General features: G+C 60.0%; 16 protein-coding genes. 7 read left to right on the plus strand and 9 right to left on the minus strand.

Annotated features, from left to right (window positions below; all coding sequences use genetic code 11):
* Nucleotides 1-113: 113 nt before the first annotated feature.
* On the minus strand, nt 114-905 hold the full coding sequence (locus H6A60_RS05550) for a TMEM165/GDT1 family protein (RefSeq protein ID WP_338054839.1): 792 nt from the start codon (nt 903-905) through the stop codon (nt 114-116).
* Between the two features lie 271 nt (nt 906-1,176).
* Entirely contained in the window at nt 1,177-1,872 is a 696-nt protein-coding gene (locus H6A60_RS05555; protein WP_205102422.1) for a Crp/Fnr family transcriptional regulator, read from the minus strand.
* Between the two features lie 572 nt (nt 1,873-2,444).
* On the opposite strand from H6A60_RS05555, the gene H6A60_RS05560 reads away from it, so the two are divergent.
* The 4 genes from H6A60_RS05560 (at nt 2,445) to H6A60_RS05575 (ending at nt 7,378) form a co-directional block, all read left to right on the plus strand.
* Nucleotides 2,445-3,980: a flavocytochrome c gene (locus tag H6A60_RS05560; protein WP_205102423.1), complete on the plus strand. Its 1,536-nt coding sequence runs from the start codon at nt 2,445-2,447 to the stop codon at nt 3,978-3,980.
* A 181-nt stretch (nt 3,981-4,161) separates the two neighbouring features.
* Nucleotides 4,162-4,503 (plus strand): cytochrome c3 family protein, encoded by a 342-nt coding sequence (locus tag H6A60_RS05565; RefSeq protein ID WP_205102424.1) that lies wholly within the window; start codon nt 4,162-4,164, stop codon nt 4,501-4,503.
* A 132-nt stretch (nt 4,504-4,635) separates the two neighbouring features.
* A complete protein-coding gene (locus tag H6A60_RS05570; RefSeq protein WP_205102425.1) occupies nt 4,636-5,793 on the plus strand; it encodes a porin in 1,158 nt (385 codons plus the stop codon).
* A 283-nt stretch (nt 5,794-6,076) separates the two neighbouring features.
* Entirely contained in the window at nt 6,077-7,378 is a 1,302-nt protein-coding gene (locus H6A60_RS05575) for an NCS2 family permease (protein WP_338054840.1), read from the plus strand.
* A gap of 96 nt (nt 7,379-7,474) precedes the next feature.
* Here H6A60_RS05575 and mmuP read toward each other — a convergent pair whose 3' ends face one another.
* Nucleotides 7,475-8,893 carry an S-methylmethionine permease gene (gene mmuP, locus H6A60_RS05580; RefSeq protein WP_205102426.1) on the minus strand — a complete coding sequence of 473 codons (1,419 nt, stop codon included), beginning with the start codon at nt 8,891-8,893 and terminating at the stop codon, nt 7,475-7,477.
* Between the two features lie 458 nt (nt 8,894-9,351).
* Between mmuP and H6A60_RS05585 the strand changes: the two genes are divergently transcribed.
* Nucleotides 9,352-9,582: a FeoA family protein gene (locus H6A60_RS05585; RefSeq protein WP_205102427.1), complete on the plus strand. Its 231-nt coding sequence runs from the start codon at nt 9,352-9,354 to the stop codon at nt 9,580-9,582.
* A gap of 143 nt (nt 9,583-9,725) precedes the next feature.
* Nucleotides 9,726-12,104, plus strand: a complete 2,379-nt coding sequence (gene feoB, locus H6A60_RS05590) for a Fe(2+) transporter permease subunit FeoB (protein WP_205102428.1) — start codon at nt 9,726-9,728, stop codon at nt 12,102-12,104.
* Nucleotides 12,105-12,204: 100 nt separating this feature from the next.
* Here the strand turns inward: feoB and pepT are convergent, their stop codons facing one another.
* The 3 genes from pepT to H6A60_RS05605 form a co-directional block, all read right to left on the minus strand.
* Nucleotides 12,205-13,455 (minus strand): peptidase T, encoded by a 1,251-nt coding sequence (gene pepT / locus H6A60_RS05595; RefSeq protein ID WP_205102429.1) that lies wholly within the window; start codon nt 13,453-13,455, stop codon nt 12,205-12,207.
* Nucleotides 13,456-13,616: 161 nt separating this feature from the next.
* Nucleotides 13,617-14,522: a MetQ/NlpA family ABC transporter substrate-binding protein gene (locus H6A60_RS05600; RefSeq protein WP_205102430.1), complete on the minus strand. Its 906-nt coding sequence runs from the start codon at nt 14,520-14,522 to the stop codon at nt 13,617-13,619.
* 280 nt (nt 14,523-14,802) lie between these two features.
* The gene (locus H6A60_RS05605) at nt 14,803-15,786 is read right to left on the minus strand and encodes a DUF362 domain-containing protein (protein ID WP_205102431.1); all 984 of its coding nucleotides are present in this window, start codon (nt 15,784-15,786) and stop codon (nt 14,803-14,805) included.
* A gap of 194 nt (nt 15,787-15,980) precedes the next feature.
* Here H6A60_RS05605 and H6A60_RS05610 point away from each other — a divergent pair, with 194 nt between their 5' ends.
* On the plus strand, nt 15,981-16,487 hold the full coding sequence (locus tag H6A60_RS05610) for a CYTH domain-containing protein (protein WP_205102432.1): 507 nt from the start codon (nt 15,981-15,983) through the stop codon (nt 16,485-16,487).
* A gap of 159 nt (nt 16,488-16,646) precedes the next feature.
* Here the strand turns inward: H6A60_RS05610 and cybH are convergent, their stop codons facing one another.
* From cybH to H6A60_RS05625, 3 genes are read right to left on the minus strand one after another with little or no spacing between them, the layout of a single operon-like run.
* Nucleotides 16,647-17,363 (minus strand): Ni/Fe-hydrogenase, b-type cytochrome subunit, encoded by a 717-nt coding sequence (cybH, locus tag H6A60_RS05615; protein WP_205102433.1) that lies wholly within the window; start codon nt 17,361-17,363, stop codon nt 16,647-16,649.
* Between the two features lie 21 nt (nt 17,364-17,384).
* Nucleotides 17,385-19,148, minus strand: coding sequence for a nickel-dependent hydrogenase large subunit (locus H6A60_RS05620; RefSeq protein WP_205102434.1), 1,764 nt, complete (start codon nt 19,146-19,148; stop codon nt 17,385-17,387).
* Nucleotides 19,148-20,242: a hydrogenase small subunit gene (locus H6A60_RS05625; RefSeq protein WP_205102435.1), complete on the minus strand. Its 1,095-nt coding sequence runs from the start codon at nt 20,240-20,242 to the stop codon at nt 19,148-19,150. Before H6A60_RS05625 ends, H6A60_RS05620 begins: the two co-directional genes overlap by 1 nt.
* Nucleotides 20,243-20,337 lie beyond the last annotated feature (95 nt).

Genomic DNA, 20,337 nt, shown 5'->3' on the forward strand with positions numbered 1-20,337 from the left:
TCGGTCAGAGGCGATTGTAGGGCCGCGCGGTCGCGATACCAACTGCAATTTGCGCAAATTTGCAACTTGCCGATCGGCGCGCGTCAAGTCGCAGCGACCTGCCCCGAGTGCGTTTACCTTCCTACGGGTGCTTGAGGTGCTTTTTCAGAGGCACCGCCGCCATCGGGCGGCGCTTCAAGGGTGGCGGGCGCAGTCGACTTTTCAATGCTCGCGAGGTCTTCCACGCTCTCCGTAGGCGCAAAGAAAGCGAGCGCCGCAAGCCCCACGAAGATCGCGCAGGAGAAAACGCGCATGGTCTTCAGAGACACACGCTTCATGATCCATTCGCCGACGAAGACGGCGGGCACGTCCGCTATGAGCATCCCCAAGGTTGTGCCGACCACAACGGAGAAAGCCGCCTGATAGTGCGCTGCAAGCGCCACGGTCGCAAGCTGCGTCTTGTCGCCCATTTCCGCCAAGAAAAAGAGAACGAGCGTCGTGCCGAAAGCGCCGAAGCGGCCCTCGGTCTTGACATCATCGTCGGCTTTGTCGGGCACGAGCATCCACGCCGCCATGGCAAGAAACGAGATCGTAAGCGCCCACTTCAAATAAACAGGATTGATCCACGAAGCGAGTGCGGCGCCGAAGATGCCCGCAAGCGCGTGGTTGAAAATCGTCGCGGCGAGAATGCCGAGAATGATCGGCACGGGCGCGCGAAAGCGTGCGGCGAGAATGAGCGCAAGAAGCTGCGTCTTGTCGCCGATTTCGGAAGCGGCGACAACGAGGGTCGAGAGGCCGGCGGCTTCGAGAAACATGATGGGAAAAGCGGGCAGCGGCACGAGCGACAGGATTCGGAAGACGACAACGGTCCGCAGACTTCGCCTGTCAAGGCCGCCGCCCATCTCCTGATTTCGGTGGGCATGCACGAAGTTCGCCGGAGCCGCTGGTCTTGCCGGCGATTCGAGCGCAGGGCTCGAATCGTCCGCCGCCATGAAGCGTGTACTGCGCTCTTTTGCGGGATCGACAAAAGACGCGCTTCAAGTATGTTGACGACGGGTCGGACGAAGGCGTCGGTCAAAAGGACCGGTTTCGTCGTTCGGCTACTCCCCAGAGAAGCGAAGCGCGATTATAGCGGGATTTTTCGTCCGTTTTTGCTCGGGCTTTATCGTGCACCCGAGCCCTCTCACTCGCAAGCGATCAATCGTATTCGCCCGACTGCGCGCCGTAGAGGAGATCCTCGACGTGCTCGGGGCGCTTGTAGAGAACGCCGTCGCCGTCGCCATGCCGCATCCAGTCGTGCGCAGTCTGCAGCATCGAAGCGCGGAAGCGGACGAATTCGCCGTTTCGTTCATAACCGTGCGTGTGCGCGAGCTCGGCGACGATTTTGTCGAGGGTCACCGACGACGAGCAAATCACCTGCTCGATGTGCCAGCGTCTGCCCGGCGCAGGCATCGTCACGAAGTCGCCCTCGCCCGGGATGTTTTCAATCTTCCCGAAATAGACGGCCCAGGAAAGAAAGAGCGCCTGGAAGCGAACGATCGCGGGCATGAGCGCAAGGAGCGCAAAGCCCATGCGGTCGCTCAGATTATTGAGCTCAAACTGCGCGAAAAGCTTGCGAAGAATCTCCTTGGGTGCGTCCGAGATCACTTCGTCGAACTGATTGTGACTGATGCTCGAGAGTGTCGCGTGCGTGAGCGTCATGTACCGACCGATGGCCGGACGATGAGTCGTCCAGTTGAGGTTGCCGCAAGCGAGACGATTGGGCGGACTCAACGCCATGGCGCCCGCTCCGGGCTGTCCGTCAAAGGTCGACGCAATCCGAGCGGTGAGACCGTCGCGCACAAGCACGAAATGCGTCACCTGCGTCGTCGGGAAAAAATAACGCTCCGGCACCAATGGAAGCTCCTCTCCGTACGTATCAAAGAACGCACGCAGAGCCGGATGCAGAGGATGAGTCACCCAAGGGTGTGTGGGCAGCCTCGGACCGCGCTCGGTCGACCACTCGCCGCAGAAGCGCTCGGTTCGGAGCGCCTCGAACCACTCCTTGGAAAATCGTTTTGCTGTCGCCATGACCGATAGTATGCAAGGCGCCTACGCATCCTGTGAAGTAAGCAATTCCCGTATACATCCTTCGAAAGCGGTAGACATTTCGGCGGCCCTGATGAAAGTGAAAACGGGCTTCGGACGTGGTCGTCGAACCACGGAAAGTGAATTGGACATTACCCGTATCTTTCGGCAAAAAGTTCGCATTTTCGGCAACTGATGCCTTCTGCCATTTTCTTGTCGTATAGGGTAAGCCTCAGTTTCGTTCACCCAACTAGTTGGGTTTCACAGGTCGTTCGGTCTTCCTAAACTTTAGCTTGTCGCGGACAGAGGCCGCCAGGAGCGTTATCGCTCAAGCCGAGCCGACCGCTTTTGAAGGAGCGAGCCCGCCGCCGACATTCACCAAATAGGAGAGAAGAAACATGACCACTTCGATTTCTCGTCGCAAGCTCTTCGGTACCGCTGGCGCCCTCAGCCTCGGCATCGCCGGCGCGGCCGCCCCGATTCTTGCGCACGCGAGCACCAATGTTCCCGAAAAGTGGGACGAAACGACCGGCCTTCTGATCATCGGCACGGGCTTTGCCGGTCTGGGCGCTGCGCTTGAAGCGCACTACCTCGGCATGAAGAACGAGGAAATCATGGTGGTTGACAAGATGCCGACCGCCGGCGGCAACTCGATCATCAACGGCGGCGCCGTTGCTGCTGCGGGTACCGACATGCAGGAAAAGGAAGGCATCAAGGACAGCCCCGACCTCCTCTACGCAGACATCCTGAAGGCCGGCGGCGGCCTCGCCCATCCGTCGCTTGCTCGCCGCATTGCCGACGAATCCGTTGAAAACTTCTACTGGCTGCGCGACAAGATCGGCGTCAAGTTCAAGGCCGTTACGTTCCACGGCGGTCACTCCGTGAAGCGTTCGCACGCCGTCACGAACAACTCGGGCTCGGGCTTCATCAACCCGATGCTCGCCAAGCTCAAGGAATTCGGCATCACGCCGCGTCTTCGCACGATCGTTGACGAAATCATCGTCAACGACAAGAAGTGCGTCCTTGGCGTCAAGGCCCGCATCAACTATCGCTTCGGCCGTGAAAACTCCGGCAAGGTCGTCTACATCCGCGCCACGAAGGGCGTTCTCCTCGCTTCGGGCGGCTTCTCGAACAACGTGAAGATGCGTATGTCGCACGACCCGCGTCTGAACGAAAAGTTCACGTCGACGAACCATCCGGGCGCTACGGGCGAAATGATTCAGGAAGCCCAGGAAATCGGCGCCAACACGATTCAGATGGACTGGATCCAGCTCGGTCCGTGGACCTCGCCCGACGAACAGGGCTTCGGCGTTGCGCCGCTCTTCGTCGAATCCGCCGTCGGCTACGGCCCGATGATCGACCCGGCCACGGGCAAGCGCTTCATTCAGGAAACGGGCAACCGCAAGGTCCGCGCCGACGCCATCGTCGCGATTGGTCATCCGTGCCTCATCTACACGTCCGAAGAAAACGCCAAGAAGGTGATCATCGGCAAGAACATGACGCCGGAACTCTTTGACCGCGCCGTGAAGAACGGCGTCATCAAGAAGTACGCCACGCTCGAAGACATGGCTGCCGACCTCAAGATCCCGCTCGACGAACTCAAGAAGACCAACGAAACCTTCAACAGCTACATCAAGGCCCAGAAGGATCCGGACTTCAACTGCATGATGTTCAAGGACGCCACGCCCAACGAAAAGAACCTCCTCGTTGTCCGTCTGTGGCCGCGCGTCCACCACTGCATGGGCGGTCTTGAAATCAACGACAAGGCGCAGGTCCTCTCCGTTCGCGGCGAACCGATCAACGGTCTCTACGCTGCCGGCGAAGTGACGGGCGGCGTGCACGGCATGGTCCGTCTCGGTACCGTTGCCGTTGCCGACTGCATCATCTTCGGCCGCGTTGCTGCTCGTACGGCCAACGCCTTCAAGGGCTGCTGATAAGCGAAAGCGTGCGCCGCAATCCCTGCGGCGCACTTCGGGAAGAGGGGCCGCAAAGCCTTTCTTCCCTTTCGCATATCAAAAACCCGAATAATCTGACCCCCTTCAAGGAGCCGCCGAAAATCGCTTTGCTGCGTGTTTTCAGGCGATCCGACCTTCCTAGATACGGGAGACTCATCAAATGAAGCGACTCGCAGCTTTGATTGCTTCTTCGCTCGTTCTCGGTCTTATGGCCGCCAATACGGTTTCGGCTTCCGACTTCGGTGCCGACCGTCACGTCGCCCGCGGCCTCAAGTGCGAAACCTGCCACGGCCCGGACATGAAGAACCCCAACTATCCGGACGAAACGACGTGCCTGCAGTGCCACAAGCGCGAAGACGTTGCAGCCAAGACGAAGCAGCTCGAACCGAATCCGCACACCGCTCCGCACAACAACGACTGCACGCTCTGCCACATGCAGCACGAGCCTGAAGTCAACTACTGCGAACAGTGCCACAAGTTCAACTACAAGATGAAGCACTGATCGAATTCAACCACCGGGTTTTCAGGGAGAACGCGCGACCGTGTCCACGGACAAATCGTTAGCCGCGTAGACTAAGCGGTTTCGTTTGGGCTGCGTTCCTCTGCAATCCAAAGTCATACACAGAGACAGAAAATGAAAAAGACTCTTATCGCACTTTCCCTCGCCGGGGCTTTTGCTGCCGCCGGCGCCGCTTCCGCAGCTGAAGTTCAGGTCTACGGTTTGGTTGACCTGAGCTTGGCCTACGTCCATTCCGATGCCGACGCCTCCGGCGTTGACAACGTCGACAAGTTCACGATGGAAAACGCCCGTGAGTTCGGCTCGCGCTTCGGCATCAAGGGCATGGAAGACCTCGGCAACGGCTACAAGGTCGGCTTCGTGCTTGAAAACGGCTTTAAGGCAGACGACGGCACGCTCGACCAGGGCGGCGACCTCTTCGGCCGTGAAGCGCACCTTGACCTCTATTCGCCCTACGGCACGCTCACCTTCGGCGTGATGCCCGTCTTCGGCAGCACGCTCGGCGCCAACGGCCTCTTCCGCTCGATCGACCCGCTCTTTGCGAACTACACGGAAGGCTTTGGTTCCGGCCTCATCACGGCTTCGAGCTGGACGCGCGTTGACAATGCCGTCAGCTATGTGACGCCGACCTTTGCTGGCTTCACAGGTTATGCGCAGTACTCCTTCAAGAATGATGCCCGTACCGGCAGTGTTGAAGGCAAGTCCTCGTCCGACCGCTACGCTTCTCTCGCGATGCGCTATCAGGGCGGTGCCTTTGAAGGCATCATCGTTGCCGATACGACGATGTATGGCAGCTCCCGCCAAGACTCGCAGGACCTCGACAACGGCTACACCGTCACGATCGGCGGCAACTACACGTTCGACAACGGCCTCAAGCTCCTCGCTTTCGGCCAGTGGTTCGACACGATGGAACTCTCCCGTGCGCGCGGCCGTGGCGGCGTGATCTCTCACGGCCTTGAGAACTTTAAAGAAGTCGGCGACTACGGCTTCGTTAGCGGCTACGGCCTCAGTATCGGTGCCAACTACCCGCTCGGCGGCGGCGTGATCAAGGGCCAGATCGGTTACCGTGACATGGACAACAGCGACGATCCGCGCGACGTCGTCGATGCCGACTTCACGAAGTGGATGGCAGCGATCGGCTACGACTATCCGCTCTCGAAGCGCACCGCCGTTTACGTGATGGGCGGCTACTCGCAGGAAAAGATCGAAACGAAGAACGAAGATCGCACGCCGAGCGGCTGCGAGCTCGTTATGGGCATGGTGCACCGTTTCTAATTGCCTGTGCCACAGGCTATTGCAAGAGCCACTTGAATCGTCGCTGCTAGTATAACAGCGCTATTTTTGAAGGCCTATCCTCAACGAAAGTTGGATAGGCCTTCTTCTTTGCTCGAACGCTGCGAAAGTATCTTCAAGGAAAGCATTCCTTTGACCGTTCGTGCACGAAATTCTCCGGACGAGACTTAGACTCAGGTTTTCCTGATGCGCCATTTCTCTTTCGGGTTATCCCGAAAACGAGGTTGACGTCTCGCTTTCCCCCTTCTCAATCGGAATCAGCAACGTGTCTCTCGAATCCTTTTTTCAGCTCAAGGAAAACAACACGAGTGTTCGCCAGGAGCTTTTGGCCGGCCTCACGACCTTCATGGCGATGAGCTATCTCATCTTCGTCGTGCCTTCCATGCTCGCCGATGCGGGCATTCCGAAGGATGCCGCCATCGCAAGCACGATCTTCGTGACGATCGCGATCACGCTCCTCATGGGCCTCTGGGCGAAGTTCCCCGTGGGCGTCGCACCGGGCTTGGGCATTACGGCCTATTTCGCCTATTTCGTTTGCGGTCCGATGGGCTTCACGTGGCAGGCCGGGCTCGCTGCCGTCTTCATTTCGGGCGTGATCTTCTTCATTCTGACGGTCACGCACATTCGCGAGCTCATCATCAACGCCGTTCCGCTTGATCTGAAACTAGCCACCGCTGCGGGCATCGGCGCCTTTATCGCCTTCATCGGCATGAAGAACTGCGGTCTTATCGTTGTGGATGCCAATACTGGCGTGGCGCTCGGCAATGTCGCCAAACCCGAAGTCCTTCTCGCCATCGCGGGCTTCTTTATTACGGCCGCACTCACGATCCGAAACGTACCGGGCGCCATGGTGCTCGGCATCATCATCACGACGATTCTGAGCCTCGTTTTAGGTGTTCAAAAACTCCCCGAAGGAGACCTCTTCTCCTTCTCCGTGCCTGACCTGTCGACCACTTTTCTCGCGCTTGATTTCGGCAGCGCGCTGAGCCACGGACTCTTCACCATCATCTTCACGCTTACGATGGTGGACCTCTTCGACAACATGGGTACGCTCATCGGCCTCTCGCGCAAGGCGGGCTTCATGGAGCCCAACGGCCACATCCGCAACCTCGACCGTGCGTTCATCACGGACTCGATCGGCACCATGTTCTCCGGGATTGTCGGCGCAACAACCGCGACCTCGTACCTTGAAAGCGCCGCAGGCGTCGCTGCGGGCGGCCGCACGGGCCTCACTGCCGTCACGACCGCGGTTCTTTTTGCTGCAGCGTTTCTGCTCATTCCGCTCGTAGGCATCGTGCCGGGTTATGCCACGGCCCCCGCGCTCATCATGGTAGGCGTTTACATGATGCAGGAAGTCGTCAATATTCGCTTTGACCGCCTGGAGATCGCCATCCCCGCGTTTCTGATGATTGTCGGCATGCCGCTTACCTTCAATATCGCCACGGGTTTTGGCTTCGGCTTCATTTCCTACACGCTCGTGCAGGTTCTGATGGGACGCTGGCGCAACGTAACGCCCGTCATGTACATCATCAGTGCGGCCTTTGCAGTGAACTTCATCCTGCGCTAAAAAGAAACTCGCTGCAGTTTTTAAGAGCGTCCCCGAATTTGAGGCGCTCCCGATCTAAGAAGACGCCGCGCCCGACCAAGTTCGGGCGCGGCTTTTTTACTTTTGCGCTTCGCGTGCGGCTGCACTTTTCTTTGAGACAAACGGATACACCGCGTAGCAAAGGATGATGTACGGAATGCCGCAGTAGAGCGCAATGCGCTGCGTCGGATCGAACGCCAGACCGATGCAGGAGCCCACACAAAGGACAAATCCCAAAAGCGGTACGACCGGATAACCCGGCGCCCGATAGGGGAGCGTCGAAAGGTCGCCGCCCTCGCTCGCAAAGCGCCTGCGGAAGTTAAAGTGCGCCAGACAAATCGACGCCCAGACGATCACGACTGCCAGTCCCGAAATAGCCGTGAGCACGACAAAGACCGTGTCGGCAGCATAGACGCTCGTCAGAAGCGCAAAAATGCCGCCCACCATTGAGAACAGAAGTGCGTTCACGGGAAGTCCTCGTTCGTTTTGCTTGGCCAGTGCCTTCGGGAGCAGCCCGCGCGAAGCGAGCGACCAAGCCATGCGGCCCGAAGCGTAGAGACCGGAATTGGCTGCCGAAACAATGGCCGTAAGAATCACGAAGTTCATGATGTCAGCCGTATACGGAATACCGATGCGCTCAAAGACGTCAACAAAGGGCGACTTTGTTACGCCCGCCTGATCGATCGGAATGAGCGCTGCGAGCACAAAGACAGTACCGACAAAGAAAAGCACGAGACGCAGTACCGTTGTGCGAATTGCGGCGGGAATCACTTTCTGCGGATTTTCCGTTTCGCCCGCAGCGATGCCGATGAGTTCCGTACCCGAATAGGCGAAGTTCACGGTCACCATGGTGAAGAGAATTGGAAGCACCCCCGTCGGGAAGAAGCCGTTCTTCGTGATGTTCTCAAGTCCCGGCGAAGGCGAGCCGTCCGCCAAAGGAAGCACGCCGCACAGCGCGAGGATCCCGAGAATGACGAAAACCTGAATCGTCACGACCTTCACAATCGAGAAAACGAATTCACTCTCGGCAAAGATGCGCGTCGTGAAAACGTTCATGCCGAGAATGAGTACCGCGAAGAAGACGCACCAGATCCAGACGGGTACTTCCGGAATCCAGTACTGCATCGCCATGCCTGCGCCCGTCAAAGATGTTCCGAGCGCAAGCGTCCATGTGAGCCAATACGAAATGACGACGAGAAAGCCCGTTGCGGGCGAAATAAAGCGCTCGGCGTAAACATGAAACGAGCCCGTTTCCGGCATCGCGCAGGCGAGCTCGCCCAAGCACATCATGACGAGCGACACCGTAAAGGCGCCCACGAGGTACGCGAGAATCGTGCCGAAGGCACCGGCCTGTGAAAGCACCCAGCCGGTGTTCAGAAAAAGTCCTGTTCCGATGACGCCGCCCAAAGAAAGCATGATGAGGTGGCGCGCCTTCATGGTTCGCTCAAATGCCCGAACCTCCGTTGTGCCTGCTGAATTCTTTTCTTCGTGCTGCATGAGTTTTTTTCTTTTGACTTTTGCTTTGTAGTGGTCTGCCGTTCGCCAATCGCGCACGACGTCCATCCGCAAGGATAGCGATCGCTGAGTGTGCCGCTGCACTACAGCGCGAAAGATGACTACATGGCTGTAATACCGCGAACGAGGCGTTTATTTTTTCCGCGTTCGGGCCCAAAAATCGTGTGTCGCGAATTGCGGGTTTTCCTGACGTCCAAATTTTTGACGCCAGTCAATTGGCTCGAAAAACGATTTGAGAAACTATTTCATTTAGATTTAACCGAGTGGCGATCGGTCGCGGTTATCACGACAATATCGTTCTTACATTGAGGCGCCGTCCGCCCTTCCCCACGCGAGGAGCCCTTCGGGCAACGACTTTTGTCACCCCCATCTGCCAAAGCTCCTGTGCCGCCAACGCGGACTCGAAGTGCCTCCCAAAACGATTTGACGGACCCCGAATCATGCATCTAAAGCAAATTCCGGTTGGCGGCAGAGGCCGCATCACCGGCTACAAGCGCGGCGAAAAGGAGTATCGACGCCGGCTTCTCATGCTCGGCGCAACGCCCGGCGTTGAATTCGAAGTCGTGCGCATTGCGCCGCTCGGCGACCCCGTTGAAATCCGCGTGCGCGGCAGCTTTATCAGCGTGCGGCGCAACGAAGCCGAATTGATTGAAATCGAGCCGGTCGACTAAATGGCGATCTGAGCTCGTCGCACCCATAAAACGAAAAGCACGTGCGCGCGCCGAACTGTCTGCACGACTCATCGGCTGTGCATAGAAGTGACCCGATGAGAGCAGCGCCGCGCACCGACGAATGATCATCCGCCCCAAGCAACATGCAGGAAAAAATCATCTGCGTGGTCGGCAACCCAAACTGCGGCAAGACCACGCTTTTTAACGAACTCACCGGCTCGCACCAGGAAGTCGGCAACTGGCCGGGCGTTACCGTCGACAAGAAGACGGGGCGCTTTACGCACAAGGGAACGTCGGTTGAAATCGTCGACCTTCCCGGGATCTATTCGATTACGCCCTCGGCCGCTTCGGGCGACGACGAGCGCATTTCGCGCGACTACATTCTCACGGGTGAAGCGCAGGCGGTTCTCAACATCGTCGACGCATCGAACCTCGAGCGCAACCTCTTTCTCACCGCGCAGCTCATTGAAATGCGCGTACCGATGCTCGTCGTCGTCAACATGCTCGACATCGCGGCGCAGCACAAGATCGACGTCGATCTCGATCGTCTCTCCGAAGCGCTCGGCTGCCCCGTCGTGGGGCTTGTCGCCTCGAAGTCGACCGGCGTGAGCGAATTGAAGGATGCGATTCTCGACTTTCTCGCGCACCCGGTCGTGCCGCCCATGCAGGTGAAGTTCGACGCACGCATTGAAGAGAAGCTCGACGAGCTCGAGACGACGCTCAATGCCGCAGGTCTCTCGCGTCCGCGCTGGTTTGCGGGGCAGCTTCTGGAGTCGGCCTCGGGGCTAGACAAGCTCGCACCCGGCATCGACCTCAACCCACTTCGCGCCTCGGTCGAGCGTTTTGACGAAGAACGCTTCTCAGGCGACCTCGACATCGCGCTCGCGAGCTGCCGCTACGACTTCGTCGACCGCATTGCCGAGAAGGCCGTCAAGCACGAAGCGCGCACGGGCGCAACGCTCTCGGAGAAAATCGACCGCATCGTTCTCAACCGCTGGCTCGGGCTGCCGATCTTCCTCTTCATCATGTACCTGATGTTTCTCTTCACGCAGAACGCAGGTGCAGCCTTCATCGATTTCTTCGACATCTTCGTGGGCGGCGTGATGGTGACGGGGTTCGGCGAACTGCTCGCCTCGCTCGGCGTGCCCGAATTCCTCAAGGTCCTTTTGGCCGACGGCGTCGGCGGGGGCCTGCAGACCGTCTCGACCTTCATTCCGGTCGTCTTTTTCCTTTACCTCTTCCTCGCGGCGCTCGAAGATTCGGGCTACATGGCGCGTGCGGCGTTCGTGATGGACCGCTTCATGCGCACGCTCGGACTCCCGGGCAAAGCCTTCGTCCCCCTGATTGTCGGTTTCGGCTGCAACGTACCGGCCATCATGGCCGCGCGAACAATGGACCGCGCAGCCGACCGCATCATCACGGCACTTATGACGCCCTTTATGAGCTGCGGCGCGCGACTGCCTGTCTACGTGCTTTTCGCGACGGCGTTCTTCCCGACGAACGGCCAGAATCTCGTTTTCTGTCTTTATATCGTCGGCATTGCCGCGGCGGTCTTGACGGGCTTTGTGCTCAAGCGTCGCGCGTTGCCCGGAGAAGCGGCGACCTTCGTGATGGAAATCCCGCCCTACCACATCCCGACCGTCAAAGGCGTCATGAAGCGCACCTGGGAGCGCGTCAAGAGCTTCACGCTGCGCGCGGGCGAAACGATCGTGATCGTGGTCGCAGCGCTCACGTTCTTGAATTCCCTCGGCACCGACGGCACCTTCGGCAACGAAAACACCGAGAAGTCGGCCCTCTCGGCGATCGGCCGCACGATTGTGCCCGCCTTTGAACCGATGGGCGTCTCGCAGGACAATTGGCCCGCGGCCGTCGGCATCTTTACGGGCGTCTTCGCCAAGGAAGCAGTCGTGGGTACGCTTAACAGCCTCTACGCGGCGCAGCCCGAAGATGCCGCGCCCGAGAGCACTGACGAAACCGAAGGCTTCTCCCTCACGACCACCTTCAAGGAAGCCGTCGGCGCCACGTGGGAGAACCTCAAAGGCTTGGGCGCCGCGCTCTCGGACCCCCTCGGGCTCTCGTCCGAAGCCATTGCCGAAAGCGGCGCCGAAGAGGATGCGGGAACGCTCGCGGAGCTGCGCTCGCGCTTCGAGTCGCCCTCGAGTGCCTTTGCGTACCTCCTGCTCATTCTGCTCTACATGCCGTGCGTGGCGTCGCTCGCCGTCATTCGGCGCGAGACGGGTACGGCCTGGATGGTCCTCTCGGCCCTCTGGTCGCTCGTGCTCGGCTACACGGTTGCGACGCTCTACTTCCGCATCGTCAATTTCGCAGCGGATCCGGTCTACGCCTCGGTTTCGATCGGCGCGAGCATCGCAATGCTCCTTCTCATGTACTTCGGCATGGGCGCTTGGGCGAAAAAGGATGCTGAAGGCGCGCCGCGCGTGATTCCGATTCGTGCGGTTGAAAAGGGCAGCCTCGTTGGCAAAGACTTCACGGGCGGCAAGGACTGCTGCAAGAAGCACTGAGTTCCGAGAACTCCCGCAGTCATCTAAAAAAGCCCCGACTCGGCGAGACCGATCGGGGCTTTTGATTGGGGCAGCCGTGCTCGGGGCTGAGAGCACCGCGTCAGTCGAGCGACTCGACCGTCGCGGACATTTTCGCGAGCGCCACCGCCACGTCGCGCGCCTTTTCAAGCGACTTCACGGGCAGACACTCGTAGACGCCGTGGTAATTCATGCCGCCCGTAAAGATATTCGGACAAGGGAGGCCCTTCGCAGAGAGCATCGCGCCGTCCGTACCGCCGCGAATCGGCACTTCGACGGGCTCGAGGTCGGCCGCACGGTAAGCTTCTCTCGCGAGCTCGAGAACACGGGGCTTCTTGTCGATGTAGCCGCGCATGTTCTCGTAGCTCTCTCGAATCTCAAGCGTTGCGCCGCACTGCGGGCACTCGGCCTTGAGTTCTTTGACGAGCGCCGCGAGAAAGCGCTTCTTCTCTTCGAACGCTTCACGATCGTGGTCGCGAATAAGAATGTGAATGCTCGCTTCGGTGACGGAACCCGTCATATCGTGCGGATGGAGAAAGCCTTCGCGTCCGTCGGTGCACTCGGGACTCATTTCGGCGGGGAGACGCTCGACGAACTTCGCCGCAAGCCGCAGCGCGTTCACCATCTTGCCCTTTGCCGATCCCGGATGTACGCCCACGCCGCGGATCTTGACGAGCGCAGAGGCGGCGTTGAAGTTTTCGCTCTCGAGCGTGCCGACTTCGCCGCCGTCGAAGGTGTAGGCGTAATCGGCGCCGAAATGCGCGATATCGAAGTTTTCCGTCCCGCGGCCGATTTCTTCGTCGGGCGTGAAGCCGATCGCAATCCGAGCATGCGGCACCTCCGGATGCGCGGCGAGGTATTCGACCATGCCCATGATCGCCGCAATGCCCGCTTTGTCGTCGGCGCCAAGCAGCGTCGTGCCGTCCGTAAAGACGACCTCTTCGCCGATGTAGCGGCCGATTTCGGGGAAGGTCTTGGCCGAAAAGACGATGCACTTTTCGGGATTGAGCAGCACGTCACCGCCCGTGTAGCGGACGATCTGGGGCTTCACGCCCGCGCCCGGCGCGTCGGGCGACGTATCCATGTGCGCGATGAGGCCGATCGAAGGCGCCGATTCGGCACCCGCCGTCGCGGGAATCACCGCATAAAGAACGCCGCCCCGGCCGATTTCCGCCTCTACACCCATGGCGCGCAGCTCTTCGAGGAGAACGTTCGCCAAATCAAGCTGTACGGCCGTTGAGGGCGCTTCGTTCGACGCTTCATTCGACTGGGTATGGATTCGCACGTAGCGCAGGAAGCGCTCGAGAAGCGACTGATTGAGGTCGACTGCCAATTTCTGTTCTTCCGAAATAAGGTTGCTTGAGCGCACAAGCGGGCGCAGTCAGAAAACTGCGCCCGCCCGTGCGGATTCTCTAATTATTGTCGATGGCGCTCCGCTCAAACGAGCGGTTTTGAGCGATTTTCACCACGAAACGGCCGCGAGCAGCGTTGACTTTAGGAAGCGCTCTTCTTTTCGCCGTCGTCGACACTGCGCTTTTCGGTCGTCCAGCTCGGCAGGATCGTGCCGCGGAACTTTTCACGTACGAAAGCGGCTGTTTCCGCACTGCGGTAGCTCTCGACGAACGTCGCGATCTCCGGATTCTTCACGTTGTCCTCGCGAGCGGCAATGACAATGAGCGCATAGGGTGCGTCAAGGCGCTCGAAGTAGAAGCCGTCCTTCTCGGGTGAAAGGCCGGAGGAGACAACGTAATTCATGGGAATGAAAGCCGCGTCGACATCTTCGAGCGAAAGCGGCAGCTGTGCGGCCTCAAGCTCGATGAAGCGCAGACCGCGCGGATTCTCGACTATATCGTGCACGAGGGGTTCCCCCTTGAGGCCTTCGCGCAGCTTGATAAGACCGGCTTCTTCGCAAAGGATGAGCGCACGGCCGCCGTTCGAAGGGTCGTTCGGAATGGCAACGGCCGCACCCGTCTTGATGTCTTCGAGCGCATGAATGCGCTTCGAGTAAATGCCCATCGGCTGCACCACGGCGTGGCCGGCAACGGCCAGCTTCGTGCCCTTTTGCTCGTTGAAGTTTCTGAGGAACGGTTCGTGCTGATAAACGGCTGCGTCAAGCGCGCCGTCGTTCAAAGAAATGTCGGGCGTGACGTAGTCGGAAAATTCCACCACTTCAACTTCGAGCCCGTGCGTCTTGGCGACCTCGGCAGCCTTGGCGACGATATCAGCGTGCGGACCGGCCGTCACGCCCACGCGGATCTTGGTTTTGCCGAGCGCTTTTGCTGTATCGGGCTTGCCGGCGGCCGCTGCGGGCTTCTCGTCCCCACAACCCGTCAGAATGAAAGGCGTCGAAAGAATGAATGCGGCCGAAAGAGCGCCGCGCAGGAAAGTGCGCTTCTGCATGATGCGTCGAACCTCGTCTTTTTCGTTTCGTTGTTGTTTGCTCGAACGTCGTCGGCTTCTTCACTCGTGAAGCGCGTCGTCCTTCCAATCCATTGTCACGAATACGTAGGTCGAATTCGCACAAAAAGCTCGGTACTTCAGCCGAGTTGCCCGAGTAATACCGCAGATCGGGCATGAATAAACGCGAAGCGCCCGCTTCGGCCGCTGCCGTCGCGGGCGCTTCGGTTGGATTCGTTACGGCGCCGTCCGATCGTTCGAAGGACAACGCAGGACGAATCGCTTACTCGATTTCGACGAGTTCGTAGTTGGGCTTGCCCATGCCGAGTTCGCGCATGTAGGCGAGCTGGTGCAGACCGTGGCGCGTTTCGATGCGCTCGACGAGGTCGTGGTTGTGCGTCTGCGTGTAGACCATGTCGACCGAGGCCTGGTCAACGGCAAGGATGTCTGTCGAGGCGAGGATGCCGATATCGGGAATCGTCGGTTCGGCGGCCGCGAGCCCCGCGCAGTCGCAGTCGACCGACATGCGGCGCAGCACGTTGATAAACGTAATGCGCTTGCCGAAATGGTCGCACGTGGCCTTGGCGGATTCGGACATCGTTTCCATGAGGAGTTCCTTGCCGGGCCACTGATCCCAAGGCAGATTCACGTCGCTCACGGCGTGAACCTGCTGCTTGCCGATCTTGCCGTCGGCGCAGCCGATTGCGATGTTCTTCATCGAGCCGCCGAAGCCGCCCATGGCGTGCCCCTTGAAGTGCGTGAGCACGATCATCGAATCGTAGTTGCGAATGTTCTTCCCCATCGAGACGGCCTTGAAATGCTTGCCGCCCTTCACTGGGAGCATCGTCGTGCCCTCGGCGTCCATGATGTCGACCGGGCAGAAGGTCCAGCCGTTCACCTTCAAGGTTTCGAGGTGCTTTTCTGTCGTGTCGCGATCCCCCACGTAGAGCGTATTCGTTTCAACGATCGTCGAGTCGGGAATGTCCTTCTGGAAGGCTTCGACCATGTCGCGCGGCAGAATGTTCGGGCCGTGGCGCTCGCCCGTGTGCAGCTTGATCGCAACCTTGCCGATGATTTCGCCGTTCACAAGCGCGTAGAGTTTTTTGAGATGCTCGGCATCGATCTTGCGGGTGAAATAGACGACAGCCTTTTCGCCCTTGAAGTCGTGACCGACGCGGCGCGAGCCGACAACGGGCGCCTGCGGGAATTCACCTTCGGTGCAGGTGCAGGCTTTTTTCTCTTCTTCGTGATGGCAGCAGCAGGACATGTGAGGGATCCTCCGATATGTGCATGGGGCTGCGCCGCGAAAGGCGCAACCGGTCAGTCCGAACGGCGCGACGGCCGCGTCCATCTAAAATTATGGGCGCTCTCGAGCCAAGCGGCGAACCGCTTTTTCCTGCCGCTTGCTCGATCCGATCAATTGCGCGCAAACGCTTCTGCGCAAAGAAAGGCTCTCTTGTTATGGCTCAGGAAATCGAACGCAAATTTTTGGTCGCCGACGACAGCTGGCGCACGCCCGAAGCGCTTGCCTCGGGCGTAGCGATGCGCCAGGGGTATCTTTGCCGCGACAAAGCGCGCACGGTGCGCGTGCGGCTTGCCGGCGGGCGCGGCACGATGACGGTCAAGGGCGCGACCGAAGGCTTTAGCCGCCTTGAATTCGAGTACGAGATCCCGGCCGAAGAAGCGGCCGACATGCTCGAGAAGCTCGCACTGCGCCCGCTTGTCGAAAAGGTGCGCTACCGCGTCCCCGCTGCTGCGCCTGCGGGTGCCTTCTGGGAGATCGACGTTTTCGAAGGCGAAAATGCGGGACTCATCGTCGCGGAAATGGAACTCCCTGATGAAGCGGCCGTTTTCGAGCGCCCCGCCTGGCTCGGGCGCGAAGTCTCTCGCGACCCGCGCTACTTCAATTCGAACCTCCTCGCGCATCCCTACTGCGCGTGGAAGGAAGAAGAGCGCGGCGGGCAATAGCGTCGCCCGTGCACCGTTCAAAAAGAAGCCGTCGAACGCTCGGGCGAGCAGTCCGACGGCTTTTGTTGTCGGTTGGTCTTTTCGGACTCTGCCGAACCTAGCGGCGGGCGGGCTTTCCCGCCGAAAAGTTCGGCAGACCGCACCCGACCGCTCAGGCGATCAATGGGCCGAATGGTCTTCTTTGAACATCCTTAAGCCCGTCGTCATCGACGAGAGCGTCGTGGCGCCGCCCATCACGTCTTCGCGGAAGCTCATGTACATATGCGCGATCGTGAAGATGATGAGCACGTACATGAAGGCGTGGTGCACGGTACGCACGGCCTGCGCGTCGCCAAAGAGCGTGAAGACCCAGCCGAACCAGGCCATCCAGCTCGTGTCGGCGCCCCAAGCCTGCGCATAGAGCGCCAGCCCCGTGACGATCAGAACGAGCGACCCCAGGAAGAAGAACGCAAACATCGCGAGCTGCGCGAGCGGATTGTGTCCGGCGTACTCGGGACTCGACTTGCGCATGAAGAGGTAGTAGGCAACCTGTGCGAAGACGCCTTTCCACCACTTCCAGGACCAGAGCGGCGGAATGAAGATCATGCGCGCGTACTTGTTGCCGACCACCGCCCAATAGAGACGATAGACCATGAGCACGGTGAAGATCATCCCGGCGGCAAAGTGAAAGAGCCGCACGTAGCCGAAGTCATAGGTCTCCCAGGTGTTGCCGAGGTTCGACACCAGGGGCGAGCCGATGATGAAGCCCGTGAAGATCATCACGAACATGCAGACCGCCATCGCCCAGTGCCAGACGCGCACGGGCGCTTCCCATACGTAGATGGGCTTCGTGCCGGCCGAGACGTCGACCTCAAAGGTGACAGGATCGATTTTCATAGGAAGGGCTCCTTCGTGCCCTCAGCGAACCTGCACGCGGCAGAGCTCTTCGCCCTCGGGGGTGAAAAGGTGCGTGGCACAGGCGAGGCACGGGTCGTAACTGTGGATCGTGCGGATGATTTCGAGCGGGCGCTCCGGATCCGCCACGGGGGTGCCGATGAGCGAAAGCTCGAAGGCGCCCATCTGTCCTTCGGGCGAGCGCGGCGACGCATTCCAAGTGGTCGGCACAACGGCCTGCCAGTTGGCGATGCGCGTGTCGCGAATGACGCACCAGTGCCCGAGCGCACCGCGAGGCGCTTCGCACGGGCCCACGCCGCGGCATTCCTTCGGCCACGTCTTCGGATCCCAGAACGTCATGTCGGCTGCGGTCTCGTCGCCCGCCTTGATGTTGGCGGTGAGGTCGTCGACGTACTGCACCATCTTCTTGGCGGACCAGTGGCACTCAAGTGCGCGCGCCGCGTGACGACCGAGCGTCGAGAAGACCGCTTCGAGCGGCAGGTTGAGCTCTTCAAGGAGCGCAAGCGCGGGCTCCTTGATGTGCGGCACGTTCTTAGCAACACCCATGACGAGGCGCGCCAAGGGGCCGACTTCCATGAAGTTGCCCTTCCAGCGCGGGCTCTTGATCCAGCTGTACTTGCCGTCGGCCGCGAGCCAGGAGAACTTCGTGCGAGTGCCGTCGCTCCCCTGCGGCAATTCGTAGGCCTGATCGGTGACGCCGTCCCACGGGTGGAGCCCCTTCTTCTGATCCGGGTACTTGTACCAGGAGTGATCGACGAACTCCTGAATTTCGTCGGGGTTGCGCAGATCGACGTCGAAGACTTCGTTCAAGTTGCCGTTCAAAATCGCACCGCGCGGCAGCTGCAGGCTCTTGTCGGACCAGTCGTTGGCGATTTCCGGGAAGTCGCCGTAGCAGAGCAGGTTCTTGTTGGCGAGACCGGCGCCGTAGCGGAACCATTCCGGATAGAACGAAGCGATCGCCTTGATGTCGGGCAGATAAACGTTTTCGACCATCTCGACGCACTTCTTGGCGATGTCGCGCATGTAGTTGAGCGTAACCTCGTTCACCATCGTGCCCTGCGCGCCCGTGTCGTGCATGTTGATCGGGCAGGCAACGCCGCCTACGAGGTAGTTCGGGTGCGGATTCTTGCCGCCCAGAATCGTGTGCACGCGCACGATTTCGCGCTGGAAGTCGAGGACTTCGAGGTAGTGCGTCACGGCAAGAAGGTTCACTGCGGGCGGCAGCTTCATCGCCGGATGCCCCCAGTAGCCCTTGTTGAAGATGCCGAGCTGGCCCGAGGCGACGAACTTCTTCAGACGATTCTGCACGTCGCGAAAGTAGCCCACGGCCGCGAGCGGATGGTGCGGCGAAATCTTCTGCTGCAGCTCGGCCGTTTCGCGCGGATCGGCTTCAAGCGCGCTCACGACGTCCACCCAGTCGAGCGCAGAGAGCTGATAGAAGTGCACGAGGTGGTCGTGCGTATAAAGCGTCGCGTTGATAAGGTTGCGGATGATGTTGGCGTTCTTCGGGATCTTGATGCCGATCGCGTCTTCAACGGCGCGCACGGCCGAGAGCGCGTGAATGCCCGTGCAAACGCCGCAGATGCGCTCCACAAAAGCCCAGGCGTCGCGCGGATCGCGCCCCTTCAGAATGACTTCCAGGCCGCGCCACATCGTGCCCGTGCTCATCGAGTCGACGATTTTGTTGTCTTCACCGAGCACGGCCTGCACGCGCAGGTGCCCTTCGATGCGGGTGACCGGGTCGACGACAATACGACGTTCGCTCATTATTCCTTACCTCCGATTTCCTTGTTGGTGCGACCGCGCGCCTGCGCAACCGCGGACATGGCCGCGTGCGCCGCAGCGGCGACGCCGACGACGGCAACCGTCGCGAGGCCGACCTTGTCGACCGTGGCTTCGATGCCGCCGAACCCCGGCGGCAGCACGGTCGTTTCGTGTTCGTAGAAGGAGCCCTTGTCGAAGAAGTTGGGCTCGGCGCAACCGATGCAGCCGTGACCGGACTTCACGGGCCAGGAAAGACCCTCATTCCACTGAACGGTCGAGCAGGGCGCGTAGGTGGTCGGCCCCTTGCAGCCGAGCTTATAGAGGCAGTAGCCAAGCTTGGCGCCTTCGTCGTCGAAGGCTTCGGCAAACTGACCGGCATCGAAATGTCCGCGGCGGTAGCACTTGTCGTGAATACGCTGACCGTAGAACATCTTCGGGCGTCCGAGCCGATCGAGCGGCGGCAGACGGTCGTAGGTGAGGATGTAGGTGATGACGGACGTCATCACTTCCGGAATCGGCGGGCAGCCCGGCACGAGAACGATGGGCTTATCCGTAATCACTTCCGTAATCGGCACGGCGTGCGTGGGATTGGGTTTGGCAGCCTGCACGCAGCCCCAGGCGGCGCAGGAGCCCCAGCCGATCACGGCCTTGGCGTCCTTGGCGACGTGCTTCAATTTGTCGAGAAAGATTTCTCCGCCCGGAATGCAGTTGATGCCGCCGTCATGGAGCGGCACGTTGCCTTCGACGGCAAGAATGTAGTTGCCCTTGTACTTTTCGATCGTCTCTTCGAGCGACTCTTCGGCCTGATGGCCGGCGGCAGCCATAATCGTGTCGTCGTAGTCGAGCGACACCATCGAGAGCACCATGTCTTTGGCGACCGGCGTATAGGAGCGAATGAAGGACTCGGTACAGCAGGTGCACTCGAGCCCGTGCAGCCAAACGACCGGGGTGCGGGGCTTCGTCTGCATCGCGTCGGCAATTTCCTGTGCGCCCGCGCTTCCGAGTCCGAGGCTCGCTGCGGTGAGCGAGCAGAACTGCAGGAAGCTTCGGCGGCTGATGCCCTGGCGGCGAAGCGCTTCGTATTGCGTTTCAAACATATTGCGGGTCTCCCTCTTTTGGGGTTGTCCGTGCTGCTCGAGCCGCTTTATAGGCGCGAGCCGCACGAGCGCGTTCATGCGCAGTGCTTCGGCGG

Origin of the sequence: Sutterella massiliensis, assembly GCF_016899755.1 — a bacterium.
GTDB lineage: Bacteria > Pseudomonadota > Gammaproteobacteria > Burkholderiales > Burkholderiaceae_F > Sutterella > Sutterella massiliensis.

Excerpts from the sequence above, each read along its gene's own strand:
- H6A60_RS05560 (WP_205102423.1), top strand. The coding sequence starts at position 2,445 with ATGACCACTTCGATTTCTCGTCGCAAGCTCTTCGGTACCGCTGGCGCC.
- H6A60_RS05565 (WP_205102424.1), top strand. The coding sequence starts at position 4,162 with ATGAAGCGACTCGCAGCTTTGATTGCTTCTTCGCTCGTTCTCGGTCTT.
- H6A60_RS05570 (WP_205102425.1), top strand. The coding sequence starts at position 4,636 with ATGAAAAAGACTCTTATCGCACTTTCCCTCGCCGGGGCTTTTGCTGCC.
- mmuP (WP_205102426.1), bottom strand. The coding sequence starts at position 8,893 with ATGCAGCACGAAGAAAAGAATTCAGCAGGCACAACGGAGGTTCGGGCA.
- H6A60_RS05585 (WP_205102427.1), top strand. The coding sequence starts at position 9,352 with ATGCATCTAAAGCAAATTCCGGTTGGCGGCAGAGGCCGCATCACCGGC.
- feoB (WP_205102428.1), top strand. The coding sequence starts at position 9,726 with ATGCAGGAAAAAATCATCTGCGTGGTCGGCAACCCAAACTGCGGCAAG.
- H6A60_RS05600 (WP_205102430.1), bottom strand. The coding sequence starts at position 14,522 with ATGCAGAAGCGCACTTTCCTGCGCGGCGCTCTTTCGGCCGCATTCATT.
- H6A60_RS05605 (WP_205102431.1), bottom strand. The coding sequence starts at position 15,786 with ATGTCCTGCTGCTGCCATCACGAAGAAGAGAAAAAAGCCTGCACCTGC.
- H6A60_RS05610 (WP_205102432.1), top strand. The coding sequence starts at position 15,981 with ATGGCTCAGGAAATCGAACGCAAATTTTTGGTCGCCGACGACAGCTGG.
- cybH (WP_205102433.1), bottom strand. The coding sequence starts at position 17,363 with ATGAAAATCGATCCTGTCACCTTTGAGGTCGACGTCTCGGCCGGCACG.
- H6A60_RS05620 (WP_205102434.1), bottom strand. The coding sequence starts at position 19,148 with ATGAGCGAACGTCGTATTGTCGTCGACCCGGTCACCCGCATCGAAGGG.
- H6A60_RS05625 (WP_205102435.1), bottom strand. The coding sequence starts at position 20,242 with ATGTTTGAAACGCAATACGAAGCGCTTCGCCGCCAGGGCATCAGCCGC.